General features: G+C 38.9%; 13 protein-coding genes. 3 read left to right on the forward strand and 10 right to left on the reverse strand.

Annotated elements, in window-relative coordinates; translation table 11 throughout:
- The 10 genes from ACOQO1_RS03500 to ACOQO1_RS03545 form a co-directional block, all read right to left on the reverse strand.
- On the reverse strand, positions 1 to 251 hold a 251-nt coding region (locus ACOQO1_RS03500), incomplete at its 3' end, for a PolC-type DNA polymerase III (protein ID WP_420601479.1).
- 88 nt (positions 252 to 339) lie between these two features.
- A complete protein-coding gene (pafA, locus tag ACOQO1_RS03505; protein WP_420601480.1) occupies positions 340 to 1965 on the reverse strand; it encodes an alkaline phosphatase PafA in 1626 nt (541 codons plus the stop codon).
- Between the two features lies 1 nt (position 1966).
- Complete coding sequence (locus ACOQO1_RS03510; protein WP_420601481.1) at positions 1967 to 3223, reverse strand: ComEC/Rec2 family competence protein; 1257 nt, start codon at positions 3221 to 3223, stop codon at positions 1967 to 1969.
- Positions 3213 to 4091 (reverse strand): nucleoside phosphorylase, encoded by an 879-nt coding sequence (locus ACOQO1_RS03515; protein ID WP_420601482.1) that lies wholly within the window; start codon positions 4089 to 4091, stop codon positions 3213 to 3215. The genes ACOQO1_RS03510 and ACOQO1_RS03515 overlap by 11 nt, the downstream gene beginning before the upstream one ends.
- Before the next feature lie 7 nt (positions 4092 to 4098).
- Complete coding sequence (locus tag ACOQO1_RS03520) at positions 4099 to 5028, reverse strand: glycerophosphodiester phosphodiesterase family protein (RefSeq protein ID WP_420601483.1); 930 nt, start codon at positions 5026 to 5028, stop codon at positions 4099 to 4101.
- 129 nt (positions 5029 to 5157) lie between these two features.
- A complete protein-coding gene (locus ACOQO1_RS03525) occupies positions 5158 to 6573 on the reverse strand; it encodes a RagB/SusD family nutrient uptake outer membrane protein (protein WP_420601484.1) in 1416 nt (471 codons plus the stop codon).
- A 17-nt stretch (positions 6574 to 6590) separates the two neighbouring features.
- On the reverse strand, positions 6591 to 10112 hold the full coding sequence (locus tag ACOQO1_RS03530; RefSeq protein WP_420601485.1) for a TonB-dependent receptor: 3522 nt from the start codon (positions 10110 to 10112) through the stop codon (positions 6591 to 6593).
- Positions 10113 to 10306: 194 nt separating this feature from the next.
- A complete protein-coding gene (locus ACOQO1_RS03535) occupies positions 10307 to 11431 on the reverse strand; it encodes a FecR family protein (protein WP_420601486.1) in 1125 nt (374 codons plus the stop codon).
- Between the two features lie 128 nt (positions 11432 to 11559).
- Complete coding sequence (locus tag ACOQO1_RS03540) at positions 11560 to 12150, reverse strand: RNA polymerase sigma-70 factor (protein WP_420601487.1); 591 nt, start codon at positions 12148 to 12150, stop codon at positions 11560 to 11562.
- Between the two features lie 177 nt (positions 12151 to 12327).
- Positions 12328 to 12462, reverse strand: coding sequence for a hypothetical protein (locus ACOQO1_RS03545; protein WP_299174669.1), 135 nt, complete (start codon positions 12460 to 12462; stop codon positions 12328 to 12330).
- A 606-nt stretch (positions 12463 to 13068) separates the two neighbouring features.
- Between ACOQO1_RS03545 and ACOQO1_RS03550 the strand changes: the two genes are divergently transcribed.
- The 3 genes from ACOQO1_RS03550 to ACOQO1_RS03560 are packed head-to-tail and all read left to right on the forward strand — an operon-like array spanning position 13069 to position 17135.
- Positions 13069 to 13908, forward strand: a complete 840-nt coding sequence (locus ACOQO1_RS03550) for a hypothetical protein (protein WP_420601488.1) — start codon at positions 13069 to 13071, stop codon at positions 13906 to 13908.
- Positions 13909 to 13923: 15 nt separating this feature from the next.
- Complete coding sequence (locus ACOQO1_RS03555) at positions 13924 to 14700, forward strand: hypothetical protein (protein ID WP_420601489.1); 777 nt, start codon at positions 13924 to 13926, stop codon at positions 14698 to 14700.
- Entirely contained in the window at positions 14697 to 17135 is a 2439-nt protein-coding gene (locus ACOQO1_RS03560; protein WP_420601490.1) for a hypothetical protein, read from the forward strand. Before ACOQO1_RS03555 ends, ACOQO1_RS03560 begins: the two co-directional genes overlap by 4 nt.
- Positions 17136 to 17173: the final 38 nt, after the last annotated feature.

The following is a 17173-nucleotide window of genomic DNA, read 5'->3' on the forward strand; positions in this document are numbered from 1 at the left end:
ATAAAAATACAGTCCTTGGTAATCTCTAGTATGGTCTCTGAAATTTCGGAGAAGGTTGGGGCGTTTTGCACCATTTGGTCATCAATACCGGTAAGGCCAGTGATAAAATAAGGAATAGGACATTTGGGGTTCACCAAAGAGGTGAACTCGTCCACAATTTGATGTCCGTCATACTTAAAAATGGAGATCTCGGTAATTTTGTTGCCCTTGATCCCATTGCCAGTGGTCTCTATGTCTATAATGGTGTACAAATCCAGTAAAACAAATTTAGATTGAATTTATGGATAATGTAAAAAGCCACCAAACGGTGGCCTTTGAATCAATACTAAAAAACGCAGACTATTCTTCCATAAAGATTTCGGTAATGGGTTGGATACTGGAAAGGTTGGGCAAGGGAATGTTCAATAAAAATGAAAGGGTAGGGGCTATCTGGTCAATTGTTTTTTTCTTTACTGTCTCTCCTTGTTTTATTTGCCACCCAAACCACAGCATGGGAACATGGGTATCATTGTTGTAAAGGGCACCATGGGTTGTTCCTTCCATTCTTTTGGGCATCCAACCAGGTTTAAAGTGTAATAGGATATCTCCGGAGTTATCTGGATTATGACTTTTTCTGAAAAAAGCATCAATAGCTAGATTCCTGTTTGAATGTAGACTGGGCACATATACTTCTTGTATTCCATCCACGGTTTTTAAAATTGATACGGTAGCTTTGAGCACTTCTTCCCTTGAAGTTTTTACTGGATTGAGATAAACCTGCGTCTTGTCAATGTACGCAACATAGTCTTCGTTTCCATAAAGTTCGGAAAGCTTTGAATTCAATAGTTGTTTTATGGATGCTTCCTCAAAATATTTCCCCGGCAACTTGGAGTTTTTAAGAAAATCAGGATGGTCACTTGCGGCGTGATCTGCGGTCATGAACAGCAGATAATTATCCTTGCCAATCTCTGAATCAAGAAAGGATAAAAGCTCGGCAATTTCACGATCCATACGGACATAGGTATCCTCCAATTCTTTTGATCTTATACCAAAACCATGACCAATGTAATCTGTGCTGGAATAGCTAATGGTCAAGAAATCGGTTTCGTCTTTTTGTCCCAAACCTTCCCCTTGAATTGTCGCTTTGGCCAATTGGGTCAAAATGGTATTCCCAAAGGGAACATTGGGAATCATGGCAAAATTTTCATTCGCTTTCCTGAGTTTTTTCAAATCGTATGGAAATGTGGCATCCGTCCGTCCGTTAAATATTTTTTCCATTGGGGCATGATCCGGGCCACTGTTTTTGTATGTTTCCATCGGTTTTAAGGTATCCCAAGTGAGATTGAGCAAAGAATCGGCAAGTTTTCTGTTGTTGAATTTCAATAACCAATCTGGGAGATTTTCAGAGTAATATGAACTGGTAATGAAATTTCCGGTCTGGTCATGGTACCAAAAGGCATAATTGGCCAAATGTCCGGTAGGGAAAATAGCACCTCTATCTTTTAGCGATATCCCAACAATCTTGGAACGGTCATTGGTGAAAAGCTTTAGCTCATCCGTAATAGTGGAACCCAGCAGGTTTTTGGGCGAACGGGAGTATTTATCAATTTCTTTTGGTGATGCTTTACTGCCATCAGTCAAAAACACAGTTTCATCCACCGCGCAGTACATTTTAGCTTCTTTGGTTTTGCTATACCAGTCATTGGCCACTATTCCATGATTAGCAGGGGTGGTACCCGTATAGATGGAAGCATGGCCCGGACCTGTCGCAGTTGGCATATAGTTGTAATGCATATTCTTTACATTAAACCCTTCTCGCATTAACCTTTTAAAACCATTTTCGGTATAGTTGTCCTGAAAGCGGTACAAATACTCTGCCCGCATCTGGTCCACCACTATGCCCACAATCAATTTTGGTTTATCGTTGATTTGTCCAAAAGTCAATTGGATAAAACATGCAATTGCAATAAATACGCTAACCTTCATCTTATTTGCTTCTATAGGGACCATGTTCTTCTTTTACATTCATAGTGGCTTCATCCAAAATATAGACCTTATAATTGTCCCCTTTTGGGGCAATCCTGACCACAATATGACCTTGTAGGCTTTTATAGTTGTCCCTGAACCAGGGTCCGTAGGTAACCAAGGTCTCTGGATGCATATTGGTTGAAAAGATATCCCGTTCCATGGTCTCCTCATCTTGATGGATAAGGCGTTGATATACTTCTTGTCCAGGATGGTCGGAGCACCATAGTTGCTGAATAACCACATTGGGGTTTAGGGCTTGGACAAAGAATTCGTTGGTGGCATCACGGTTTCCATGATGGTTTAAGGTTGTCACTTCTACTTGTCCAACAACTTTAGCCATTGGAGTTTCCACATCAAACCATTTAGGCAGGCCAAAACCTTGCAATCCGGTATTATCACCACCGGTGAAATAGTCAAAATCTCCATAGGATAGCTTTAAGGCAAGGCTTAAAGGATTTTCATTATAGCCTCCTTTGTAAAAGACAGTCATGTCTTCTGCGGAAAAATACTCTTCCGTATTGTTATCGATACCTGTCCACAGGGTTGCGTTGGATTTAATGTTCCGAATGGAAAAATTGGGATATTCATTTTGATTGTTCACCAGCTGTATTTGTGTGGCACTGCCTACTTCCAAAGCTTCAGCTGGTACTTTCTCCTCTGAGATAAATGAGAGGTATTCCTGAAAAATCTTATCATCCTTTAAATATGTTTTAAGGTCGAACGGAAAATCCAGTTTTGGAGAATTCCGATCTATGATCTTACCCAATGGAATATTTTTCCCCAAATCCATCAAACTCCCGTAATGATCCGAGTGAAAATGGGAGATCAAAGCATAGTCGATTGTATCTTGATGTTTTTTAGGGGTAACATTTTTGATATAGGCCGATATCCATTCAGCAGTTGATTTGCTATCATCCGGAACGGGAGAAGTTGCTTTTAAAGGGGCATATTTTTCTTCAAAACCTTCTTTGTCCATGCTCCCAGCATCAAAAAGCATAGTGGTGCCATCGGGTAGAACAAAGAAAGTCGCATCACCGCTACCGGTATTGATATGGTGAATGTCCAAATAGCCTTCCTGCCAATCCTTCAGTTTGTTTTGAGATTGGGTCAATTCTGACTTTTGTTGTTCGGTATTGGTGTTTTCCAGTTTGGAATTACAACCTACCTGAAATAAAAGGATTGTAATTGCAAGAATTAGGTTGATTTTACTGGTCATGGTTTGTGATTTTATGTAAGACATATGCGATGAGTTCTTTCACATTGTCACGATAATTTTCGTTGGCTTGGTTATTCAATCTGTTCGCTATGACCAAACAGATGGCAATCGCTTCATGTCCCAGCATTTTTGCCAGACCATAAAGCGCAGAACTTTCCATTTCATAGTTGGTGATTTTATAACCGTGATACTCAAAGTCGGAGAGTTTTTGGTTGATATCTTTTAGTTTTTTTGAAAGGCGTAGTTCCCGGCCTTGGGGAACATAAAAACCAGGAGAGGTAATGGTAATCCCTGAGAAGGTTTCTTTGCTCATCAACTGGTCCAACAACTTTTCAGAAGCATCAACCACATAGGGGTTAAGGGATATGGAATGTCCCCCTACCAAAATCCGGAGCAATCTACGGAACTCCTCATTGACCACCTTTTCTTCATCTTCGTAGAAATACAGAAGATTATCAAACCCGGCGGATTTTTCAGAAATAACATAGGAATTAACGGGAATATCTTTTTGAAGACTTCCCGAGGTGCCAATTCTTATAAACTCCAACTTTTTCTTTTCTTTTTTTATTTCCCTCGTTTCAAAATTGATGTTGACCAGGGCGTCCAATTCATTCATTACAATATCGATGTTGCCAATGCCCACACCTGTAGAAACTACGGTGATTCTTTTACCATTGAATTTACCGGTAGTGCTTACGTATTCCCTGTTGGCAATTTGGTATTCAATATCGGTAAGCATTGATCTAATGACATCTACGCGGTTGGGGTCTCCCACTAGGATTATGGTATCGGCAATTTGACCAGGTTTAAGATGAAGATGGAAAACACTTCCATCTGGATTTAAAATTAATTCAGAATCTGAAATCATGGTATTTTCAATTGTGTAGGTTTTTGCTTCGTAGAAATTCCAATAACAGTTCAGGGCGATCGGTTTGAATGATATCTACATTATTGTCCACATACCATTGATAGGTGTTGATGTCAATTGCGGCTTTTTCATCATCATGACCGCCACTGAGGCGGGGCCACAACGAGTTTACCCATACACCGGATCCTTTGGTTCTGATTTCATTGAAATATGTGTTTAATCCAGTGGTGTCATTGGGTACTATGAACTCGAATGCGACCGGCTTACGATTGTTAATGTAATCATCCACAATTGGTTTACTGTCAGGACCAAGTCTAACGATGGGCATAAAGTAAACTTTGTCCAAATACGTTCCGAATTCTCGCTCTACTTGTTCCCTTGTTTTTGTTCCTTTAATGATGACCTGATTCAAAGTACCTGTCTGTCTCACAATTTGAAAACACTTGTCAAAAATGTTATAGCTTTTGTCCAAATTCACCAATATCTTGTCTTTGGTAGTCAAAAGTGCTTCTTCAAGGGTAGGGATTTTGTGCGGAGTGGGAACTCCCAATCCGTCTTTTAGTTTCAATGTTCTTAACGAATCCAAGGTCCAGTCTTTAACAAACCCCTTTCCGTTGGTGGTTCGGTCAATGGTTTCATCGTGCATAAGCACCAAATGCCCATCTTTGGTTTCTCGAATATCTATTTCTACCATATCAACCCCCATATCAATACAGTTTTGTATGGCCTGTAATGAGTTTTCGGGTGCATTGCGCCAGTCTCCTCTGTGTGCAACCACTATAACTTCTTTATTCTTTGGGTTTTTGAGATTGGCAATTTTGTCCTCAATGGAGGACATTTGGGTTTCTGCAGCGGCAGTAACTGTTTTTTCTGTTGTTTTTTGTTCTTTACAACTTCCCCATATCAGTAGGATTGCAAGAAAGAAAAAGCGTTTCATATTATGATTTTTAAAAGAAATAAAAGGGGGGACGTATCCCCCCAATTGAATTAAAATAAACCAACTCAAACTAACTATTGTTATGCTATGGACAAGCATTGTACGCTTGCCCGATTTTTGGTTTTTCGTTTAATATCCCGGATTCTGGGCTATGGATGAATCGGTATCCAACTGACTTTGAGGTATTGGAAGTACCAATTTGGTCTCATCTATGGTCACGTTGCTTCCAGTGCTGTTAAAGAATGCATTCATAACCGCTACTGCATTGCCGTACCTCTTTAAATCGAACCAACGATGACCTTCGCCAATAAATTCGAAACGACGCTCCTGACGGATAGCATCCCGAACTTCGGTTTGGGTTGTTGCAGCAGTGGCCACCAAACCTGCTCTTGCCCGTACTGCATTCAGTTGTGTGATGGCATCCGCTGTTTGGTTGTTCTCATTAAGTACCTCGGCATATTTCAAGATTACATCAGCATATCGGATAATGAGGTGATCACTTCCACCATCATCTGCTCCAGTAGGAGAAATTTCATACTTTGTGGAAAAGTAGAAGGGGTTGGCCACTGGGTCCACGGCTACATAATCATTGAGTCGGGTATCACCAGCCTCGAAGGAATCTATAAATGCCTGTGTGGGCAGATTATGTCCTTTGGCACTTGCCGTTGTTCCGGATGGACGAAATTGTGAGCCTGCACGACTGCCTTCATTTTCTCCATCAACCAAGAAACCACTGGCAAACTGTACCTCAAATAAAATTTCGGAATTTCCTTCATTGGCCTCACCAAAAATTTCTGAGGTGGAAGCGGCCAGTGAATATTCGTTTGAATTGATAACGGCCTCAAAGTTTGTGAGTGCCCCACCGAAATTACCCTGGGTCAATAACACATCTCCCAAAAGGGCCTGAGCGGCTCCACGAGCAGGTTTTCCGGCTGTTTTGTCCACAGGAAGGTCAGAAATGGCATCATTGAGGTCAGTTTCAATTTGAGTATAAACTTCAGCCGCAGGCGTTCTTCCTTGACCAAAGAAATCAAAAGGGCTCTCCGTTTCTATGATAACCAAAGGTACATCACCGTATAAGCGTACCAGATTAAAATACAACAGGGCCCGAATAAATTTCATTTCACCTATTCGGTTGGTTTTTACCGAAGCGTTTGCATACTCAATATCCGTTATCCGATTTAAAACGGTATTGGCTCGCTGAATACCTCTATAGGATTCCCGCCAGATATCGCCTACCAAATCATTTCCAGCATTTGTGGAAAAATCGTCTAATTGACCAAATCGACCACCATCATTTGCTGCAATTTCTTCAAAAGAGTCCTCACCCGAAATTTCACCTACGCCAATTAAATCCAACTCGTAAAGGCCTCCGTTCTGCAATTGGGCATAAACCCCGGCTATGGCACTTTCCAGTTCTTGTTCGTTAGAGTAAAAGCTATTGGATGCCTTTTCCGTGATGGGTACAATATCCAATTCATCTTCGCAGGAAAACAATCCAAGAAAGGCAACAACTATTAAGAATATATATTTATTAAAGTTCATTTTCTTCAATTTTTGGTTTAAAATTTAACGTTTAATCCAAGCGCAACAAAGCGGGTCAATGGGCTGGCCGATTGAATCCAACCTCTTGTCAGGGTCTGTTGGTTGTTGTTGGTTCTTGTATCAAGCGCATCGGGATTATACCCTCTGAAGCTGGTGCTGTTGAAAATGTTATTTCCAGTGAGGTAAATTCTAAGGAAATCAATGCCCAAATAATCAGTTACACTGTCATGAAAGTTATACCCCAGTTGTAAGCTTCTTAAACGGAAATAATCTGCGTCATAGACAGAAAGGCTGGATGACCTAGTGAGTCTACCTGCAGATGAAAAGCTGGAAAAATCAGGTCTTCTGAAAAAGCCATCAGCGTTACGATCTGAGTAGTAATTATCAAAATAGTGCTGTGTTGGAACAAAGAATCCTTCACCACTTTCCGCAAAATAGACCATACGATCAGAGACTTTTCTACCTTCTATACCTGTAAATTGTGCACTTAGGTCAAAACCTTTGTAGTTTAGGTTAAAGCCAAAACCGTACGTAAAATCTGGATTGTAATCGCCAAGCGTAACCCTGTCATCTGGAGTTATCTGACCATCTCCATCAGCATCCCTAACTATGTAGTCCCCAACTTCTGTACCGGCCAAAGGAGTAACCGTTGCAGCGTCTATTTCGGCTTGGGTTCTGAACACCCCTTGAATGTCATAGGCGTAGAACTCTGCAATACTTCCACCTACTTTGGTAAGGAAGCCCATACCTCCATTACTTTGAATAATCTGCTCTTGACCTTCCCCTAAGGCTAGCACTTCATTTTGACTGCTAGTGATATTGGCGTTGAAACCTAATCTTACATCGCCAATCTCAAAATTATTTCCGCGAACTTCAAACTCAAAACCTTTGTTTTCCAATTCACCAATATTCTGTAGTGATTCTGAGAAACCTGATTGTTGAGGTACAGGGACTTCCAATAAAAGATCTGTAGTATTGGATTTGTAGTACTCTGCAGTAAACAATAGCTTATTGTCCAAAATACCCAAATCTACACCAAAGTTCAGTGCAGTGTTGGTTTCCCAGGACAGATCTGGATTTGGGGAAGTATTGGTATACGCACCTGGGACCAATTGCCCGTCAACAACATAATTGTCAGGTTCAATTAGGGCAATGGAACCGAAGTCACCTATTTGGTTATTTCCCGTTTGTCCCCAACTTGCCCTTAATTTGGCAAAGCTTACCAATCCATCTTCAGGGAAAAAGGCTTCGTTGCTCAATGTCCATCCTGCCGAAACGGATGCAAAGTTTCCATATTTGGTATTGGCCCCAAAACGTGATGAACCGTCCCTTCTAAAAGAACCAGAAAGCGAATATCTTCCATCATAGTCATATTGCAGACGAGTGAAATAGGATTCAAGCGCCCATTTACTTCTTTCTACTATGGATGAAGGACCAGTAGCACCGGCAATATTTCGCAGGTTGTCATCTGCAAAGTTGTTGCTCTCCAGTTTTGTTCTGAAACGACTCTCTTCCTGATAACTAAAACCGAGCAGAGCATCAAAAGTATGCTTATCCAAAGTTTTGGTATAGGTTAAAAGGTTTTCAGTGATAAAGTTTTCCCTTCTTACGTTGTTTTCAAAAGCTTGGGTGCGATTGTTTGCCACCGGGGTTCTATAGTTTCCTATGTTGGATGGAGCAAAGAACTCGGTGAAGATAGAATTGAAATCGCCTCCAAGGGAAGTTTTGAATTTTAAACCATTCCAAGGTTCTACTTCCACATATGCATTTCCAAAAACACGGAGGCGACGTTCAAAAAAGTCGGTTAACTCAGTTTGAGCAACCGTATTTTCTGAGATAGGGCCATCCCAATTATCGTTATTGTCATCTATTTGATTGGCAATGGCGAAAGTTCCATCCGAATTACGGATTGGATAATAAGGTTGCATCAAAATAATGGAAAAACTTGGGTCCGGCTGGGCTTTATCACCCAAACCATAATTAGACCAACCAGCTTCTCCAGTTGGGTTGGAATTGACCAAAGAAACATTTGAAGTAATGCCAAAACGGATACGATCGCTTACTTGTGAATTCAACTGCATATTGGCCGTGTAGCGCTTGTAATCAGAATCCATGATGATGTTTTCTTGATCTAAATACCCGAAGGAAACCGAATAATCGGTTTTTTCTGTTCCTCCGCTGAGGTTTAGATAATGGTTCTGCTGAGAAGCTGTTCTGAATACAGCATCTGTCCAGTTCGTATTGGTCAGACCTGCCTGTCCATCCAAATACCCTTGCAAATATCCTGGAACCCTACTTCGTTTCCCTCCACCGTTGGCATCACGTGTGGCATTGTCATCGGAAATACTTCTTCCCGGACCTCCTGAAACATATCCAAAGTTTCTGGAATCCGAATCAAATAAGGCGGCGTCATAGGCATCTACCAATTGAAAATTGTCGATTCGGCTTTGAAAACCATAATAGGTATCATAAGTAACCTTTAAACTTCCTTGTCTTCCTTTTTTGGTAGTGATCAAGATTACCCCATTGGAAGCTCTAGATCCATAAATTGCTGCCGATGCTGCATCTTTTAAAATATTGACGGATTCGATATCTTGAGTATTTATGGAACTAAAGGAAGAACCTTCCGATAGTGGATTTCCATCAATAACAATCAAAGGATTTGTCCCCGCAGTAAGCGTGTTGAGTCCACGAATCTGAATTACGGAGTTCTCACCTGGGTTTTTCCCATTTCCAAGAATCTGGATTCCGGAAACATTACCGGAAAGTGCCTGTTCAAAGTTGGCCGAAGAATAGTTGTTCAACTCTTCACTGTCCACTTTGGAGACGGCTCCGTTGAACTTTTCTTTAGTCGTGGAACCGTAACCAATAATCACTACCTCTTCCAGTTTACCGGCATCGGGCTGTAATTGTACATTGATGGTACTTTGTCCACTTATCGAAATTTCCTGGGTTGAATACCCTAAATAAGAAACTTCCAGTAAAGCATCGGAACTGGAGACTTGTATAGTGTAATTCCCATCAAAATCGGAACTGACTCCATTTGTGGTGCCTTTTTCAATGATACTGGCACCGGGCAATGGCTGTCCATTTTCATCGGTGACCGCACCGCTGACGGAAAATTGCATATCGTTTTCCTGTTTGGATTCCTCCGGCGGGTCCTGGGTATCAGGTTCGGTTCGTTTTACCAAATAGACTCGACGGTCGTTGAGGTTGAATGTGGTTTGGGTGTTTTGAAAAACCTGGTTCAGCACCTTGGCTATCCGTTCTCTATTTACTTTTATGGAAACGGTTCGGTTTAGGTCTACATCCTTGATCTTATAAACGAATTCAAATTCGGTTTTGCTTTCAATTTCGTCGATCAGTTGTCCGACAGTGACGTTGTTCAAATCCAGTGTGACCTTTGCACGTTGTCCGTAGGCGTCATTGGCCTGCATGGAAAAGAGAGCGGCCAAGATGAACAACGTACTGAGTTTCATTTTTAAATCATATTTAAATACTGGAAATGGGCTTCTTTTAGGCTTAAGAAGTTTTTTCATACTTTTATAGTGTTAATTGTGGTTAATCTTTTTTAGTTTGATCACTTCGACCAATCGGAAGATGTTCGCAGCATTTTCCGATTTTTTTATGGCCAATTTTGACCCTAATAAGAAGTAATCATTTTGGTAATTGGTTACATCTTTAATGGGTTTATGTCATAGGCGGTGTTTTTTTAAGTTTAGCTGTTTGGTTGTTATTCAATAATTATGCTATCGCTTTGGATTTCATATTCAATTCCGTAATTGGCTTTTAGTTCTTTAAGAACATTTTCTATGGGCTCTTTTCCAAAATTTGCATTGAATTCTTCATGGGTCAGATCCGTGTTATTGTTAATGATGGTCACATCATAGTGACGTTCCAGTTTCTTCATAATATTTTTGAAGGTCATATTCCTAAATACTAGTTTACCATTGATCCAAGAGGTGTATAGGCTGGTTATTACTTCTGAGGTGTCGATATTGTTTTTTGTCCTATCAAAACTTCCTTTAAATCCGGGTTTCAGGTATACATTGTTGTCCGTTCCATATTCTTCGGTCTCTGTGTATAGACTTACGGAACCTTCAACAAGCACAACTTCGGTGGTTTCATCCTCTGGGTAGGCAGAAACGTTGAACTGTGTACCCAGAACCCTAACGTTCAACCCATTGGTATTCACAATAAAAGGATGCTCAGGATCTTTGGCCACATCCAAATAGGCCTCTCCAGTCACAAATATTTGTCGATTAACACCTTCAATAAATTGAACAGGATATTTAATGGAAGATCCTGCATTCAGATGGGCAATTGTACCATCGGAGAGCTGAAGTTGAAAGGTTTTTCCGTTAGGGACGTTAAGGGTGTTGAACGCTAGTTCGTTTTTGGAAACTGTGTTGGCGTATTTCAAGCTTTTTCCTTCCTGCTGTCCAACTACATTGCCTTTGTTGTCAAAAATTTCTACTTGGCCATCTTCATTGATGATTTTTACCTCCCCACTTTCAAGTTGAAGAGTAATGGCATTTTTTGGAATCATGAAATCGGTGTTCGCTCTGGTGTTCTGCAGATAAAGGTATCCAGTGGCCAACAGACCAATGAATATTGCAGCCGCTGTTGATATTTTCCAAACAAGGGATTTTTTCCTTTTGGAAGTTAGGGTTTGATTATTGATAGATGCCCATAAGGATTCTTTGAGGGCATTTTTATGGGCCTCATCACTAAAGTAAGGTTCTTTGTTGGACGACTTAAGTTCTTCTTTGAACTTTTCTAAAATCTGCAGCTCGTGATCAGAAATGGATCCGTTGAGGTATTTGTCCAGTAGTTTTTTAAATTCTTGCTCTTGCATATTTCTTGCGCTATATAACTATGAACCGGAGATGGGTGGGAACTCACACGTTTTTTATAAAATTAACATTTCATTAACACTTTTGAATGGAACAAGATAGGACGCAGGATTGATCGGTAGGAGGGAAATCAAAGGAGGAGAATAAGAATAAAAAGGGAGGTCAGTGAACTTTGTGCAACCCTTAAATTTTGCCGAATGGACTTTAGGGCGATGGACATCTGATTTTCTACGGACCGCTTGGAAATACCCAAACGTTGGGCAATTTCTTCATTACTGGCCGCTTCCATACGGCTCAATCTAAAAATCTGTTGACATCTTGGAGGTAATTCGGTCAAGGATTTTTCTATGATAAATCGTGTCTGATCTAGATTGTGTTGGTTTTCAACATTGGATTCTGATAGCAACTCCAGCGAATCTATAACTTGAAGATGTGTGGTTTTAAGTTTATTGTCACGCAAATATTTAAAACAGCCATAGCTAACAGATCTGAAAATATAGGCTTCAAAGTTTTTAATGTCCCAATTTTCTCTTTTTTGCCATAGGTTCAACCAAATATCCTGTACAATATCCTTGGCAATATCCTCATCAAGAACTATGGATTTGGCATTAATGAACATGGGTTCCCAAAAAAGCTCAAATAGCTTTCGAAAAGCTTTTTTATTGCCCTTTTTGAATTCCGTTAAGAGTAGCTTGTTAGTTTTTGGTTCTGTAACTGACATTTCAATCTAATGCTTGATTAAATGAAATTTTCATACGATAAATGTATAAAAAATGTCATTATCATCGAAAAATGACAAATATCCTAACGGATTGATAAGGATAATTTAATGTTATTCCAGAAACATTTAAGGGTTGAAAAAACCAGCAATAATGGCTTTAAATATGGAGTAGGGCAATTATAAAAGAACCTCTCTGTTGATGACCCCCATAATGAAGAAAATGGATATGGAAAGGATCAAACAACAAATGGCAGCTGTTACATTAGCAGGTATGGAAAACTCTTTTTTAAGATTGTAAACTATTGTTTTCATGGGGAATTTGTTTGGGACAAAGTTTTAAAAACGGAGAGTTTTCCCATAAATCACTCGATAAAGACAAAGAAGGTTCAGATAAATGGCAAGTGAGGTTGTTTTTGTCGAAAAATGCAGTTTTTCAGCTAGTTTTTTGGTCGATAAACAAGGTGTTTTGACGTTATGGTTACTAGATGGTTTAAAATTTAGAGAAAACCGGAGGAACCAGAACCTTTCTTTCAAAACCCCAATTAATAGGGTGTTTTCAGTCATTTGATAAATGATACTCACCGAATAGGTCGCTTTTGATCAATTTTATATCAAAATTGCAGAAAAACCCCAGTTTTTCTAAGGTTTTTGTGTAATCAAATCTGACAAATAATTTGTAAAATGCATGCGATTATCTCCCCTATTTTATTGTTAAAGTGCGAATTTGTTACTATGGTTTTGTCCTCATAAGTACAGATGTATTGTGTTGCTAATTGATATTCTAAGGCAGATAAGATTAAAAAATTAATAAAAATAGCTTCCAAATCAAGAATAAGACGGAAGCAATATTATAACATTGATATTGTACAAAAGCCATTGGCAAATTGCATCTATAAACCTAGAATTAAAGAAATTTTAATGTCTACATTTAGTTATTGGAAAAATTTTGAAAACGGAAGTTTTGACTTAGATATTAGCAAGCTTTATACTCTTCCGGTATGCCATAATCTACGTTATAAAGAACTGGAGTATCTTATAGGTTCAAGTACAATGCCGCTTCCAAAAACCAATGCCCCGGTTTTCGATACTCCTCTGCTTTTCTTTTATTATGGAGTTCCTGCCTATTGGAGAGATAATATGTTTTCACCCTCTATTGTTCTTTTTGAGGCTGAGGATACGTTTTTTGAAAAATTACGCTGGTCTCCCACGGATTCGGGAGCCCTTAACATTTTAATAAAAGATTCGATATCTGAGGAATTTCGAAGTGAGTATATAGATGAAGAAACCTTTAAAGATGAATTTATTCTCTCAGGCAATCCAAACAAAAAGAATCTTGAGTATTTAAAGCAACATTTAAAACTGTTTTTTGATACCACCGAGAGTTACCTCAGCGGTTCCTTTACAATTGAAAACTTAAAGGGTAAGTCCTATAATGAAAATGTAAATGTAATTAAAAGACTATTTCAAGTTAAGTCAAGTCAACATTTTGTGCGTAATACCTTAAATTTCAAAGGGCTGGATAGAAGAATTAAACTGATTGAAGGCCATAGCAGTTCTGCTATAGAACTTGGAGAAATAAAACCAATATTCTGCTATGTACCCAATAACGGGAAAGAATTTACTATGAAATCCTTTGGTCTTGGTGAAAAGGCGGTAAAGGACTATGATGTTCACACGGATGATGATATTCATGAAATCATATTTCTGGGTATGAAATTGGCTATTGAGTTCATACAGAAACATTACAAGAAAAAATAAACTAGAAAATTCACATTGGAAAATACTGGAAAAATAAAGGAATCAGTGCTCAAGGGATATATCAACCCTTATCCCGAAGACCACAAACAGCTGAATTTTATAAAACCGATTTACGGCGATAAGGATGGGAAGAAGGATGCCAAATGCTGGTTAAACTTCCACAGAAATGACAATAAAACGATTCCTGAATTTATTCCCCTTGAAGCCGATTATGTTGATGAAGTGCAGTATGATATCGAGAAAATTATAAACCCTCATAAGTCCGAGGGCACTACTCCCCGTGAACCCATGTTTATGTTAAAGATAGGCGAAAAGCTAATTTACGGTACCACTTCAGAACTTTTGAAAGCGCTCTTCGATACGCATAATTTTGATGAGGTACGCTCGTATGACAAAGATTATTTATTGGTTCGTTTTATGGTGAAAAATAACGACAATTACTATATGAACCGCCATTACCTCAAGCATTTTCCGAAAGAAGAACGTATGGCATTGCTCTTGGCTCTTTTGGATACACATAAGCTACTTTCTCCTCATAAAAAGAACTTTTTAAAATTCATTAAAGAAGGAGTCGAGTTTGGTTTATATGGAGAGTCTGATTTTTTTGCGGACTTTGAGAAAAGTGATATTATTTCGTTGAAGCTTACGCTGAAAGATAGCCCTTATTTGAAATCTGTGGATGGTTTGATAAAAGATATTCGAGGAGAGGCCACCCCGGAAGAGGGAGAGGAAGAAGACAAGGAAATCAAAAGAGAAGAGTTTGCAGCAACCTTTGATTTACAACCGTCATGAGGAACTGGGAACTGAAAAATATAGATATAAGTAAATCCATACTCAATGAATTGGAAGATTTCCACATTCAGGAGTTATATTTTGATTATTTGAGAGAATGTCAAGGCTATACGTTCCATTATGTTATTGATGCGGATGAAATCCACGATTATTGTCACCCCTTTACCAAAAAACCTAATAAGGACTTAGGGGTAGTGGCGGATGAAAAATTCGTAATGGAATATCTGTTCAGAAATAAAGAGAATAAGGCAATCATTCTGGAAGACTACTTTGATGAAATTACCCGACTTCGAGGTTTTATACTCAGTACTCTAAAGAGGGAAAAAGACAGGGAATCCATTGAAAAATATAAACAGACACTTGTTGATTTTCTACAAGGCTTGCATAAATATGAGAAAAAAGAGGATGATGATGCTTATTTAAAAGATGTTCTTAAGGCCTATTCCTTTTTATTGCTCATCTCAACCGACACTTATAAAGTAGAACTTTCTGACCTCAATCACATAATGGGAGGAGAAATCCGTGTGGAGGGGTGGATTAAAGACCCACAACTAAGCAAGTACCTGGGTTCCTATGAGATGGACTATGCCTTTAACAAAGCAATTTTTGATAGTTTTGAACGCAAAGAGAGGTCCAAGGCAGATGATGTCAACGCCATACTCAAAACGTATCACCTTACGAGATCTTATTGGGAAGAAGCTACTCAAGAACCTGAAAGAACTGAGCAGGAGGAAATAAAAAATAGAATTTTTTACTTTGTCTCTTCTTCTACTAAGGATATCCAGACATTAAAAAATTCTATTTTAAAAAATGAACTCAGTGATGATAAGTTTTGCTTTGGGGTACTCAAGAACAATAAGGCCACTTTAATACGAAGTAAAAGCCAAATTTTTGCATTACTCATATACAGCACACTTCACCCTAAAGATAAAGATGAAAATCCCATAGATTTTACAGATTTCAGTAAACGGATACGACAGCTGATAAAGAAATGGGATTCAAATAAAGAATATAAGGACCTATTCAAAAGATTAAAACAAAGGGGAGATTTAAATATTGAGCTTATAGAAAACCTGGTGATTTACCATAAAAAAAATGAAGGAGCTCTTAGTCAGGGGAAAGTCGATGCGTTGGATTACGAAAAATTCAAATACTTTCTTTCTAAGTATGGAGTGTATGGTAATGAGTTACGGAATAAACTCAAAGGTCTAATCCAAAAGGCTAATGGGCTGCTGAAAGTTGAATTTGGCCCTATTGATATGTTGTCAGAATATGAGATGATTAAGAGGTATCTGGAGCTCACAGAGTTTGAAATGGAAATCATCAGAGGTTTTATTGAAAAACTGAAGGGCTCGGAGCTCGAATTCGATCGGGGCGAAGATCCTATAGAGGGGGTTTTCAATTCGTTCCCTCCCTTGTTTACCTATCCTTTTTATAAACAAAGTCTCTTCGCTTTGTTAAAAAAGGTGGAGAAAACCAAAATCAGTTCCGATGAAATCTTAGCCATCATTAGACCGGAAGAGGTATTGCACCGCTTTTACGTTTTCGTCATTTATCTGTTGTTAATGATAAAATATCGCTACGAGACCCGAAACTATAAGAACAATTTTATCGTCTATGAGAACATCAAGAAGCTCATAAAAGACTATGAAGAAAATATGGAGAAATCTCCTCAGAGTTTCAGGTTTGAGAAAGATTATGAGCTTGTAAAAGATCTTTATGCTATTGGTTGTTGGGCGGCAAGAAGGTCAAGACATTATAAATACGCTTATGATCTAAGTGATAAAGCACTCAACAAATTTTCGGATGATCCAAGATTTAACCATTCAATGGCCCTTATAGGCTTTTGCTGGAAGTATGAGTATGACACCACAAACCAATACGAGTGGTCTTATGAGAATTACTTCGAAAGCGATGGAGAAAAATCGGTATTGGGGCATTGTAGAAAGGCTAAAGAGAAGTACGAGGAAATAGGAGTCACTAAAAATAAAGAACTTAATTATTTGGTAGACAATTATATATCTCTCCTAAATTTAACTGCTTTTACGAACATCATCAAGTACAAACTTAACCTCGAGAAAAAGAGAGCGGATGATAATCCCATGGAGATTTTAACAGAAGCCAGAGACTTGATCAACACAATGAAATCCGTTTATGTCTCTTGGAATAGTGACGAATCCGAAACAAAAAGAACTAGTTCTTGGAATGATTATCCCTCCTATCTACACACCGAGGTTTATCTGGAGTACTACGAGTTGTTGAAACTGGAAAAAACCATAGGTATGGATAATGACAGTTTTACAGTCAAACTGTCAAGTGCACTAAGAGATATTGATATTGCTGCGCAAAGGTGCAAGGAACTTGGGAAAAACGCTCTTAATAAAAGGTGCGAACATCTCAAGAGCAAGTTAAAACAGCTTAAACTGAAAGTTTAGGTCTTTGCTTCTATAACAATATGGTTAAACTTAATAAA

This window comes from Flagellimonas sp. (assembly GCF_965222555.1).
GTDB lineage: Bacteria > Bacteroidota > Bacteroidia > Flavobacteriales > Flavobacteriaceae > Flagellimonas.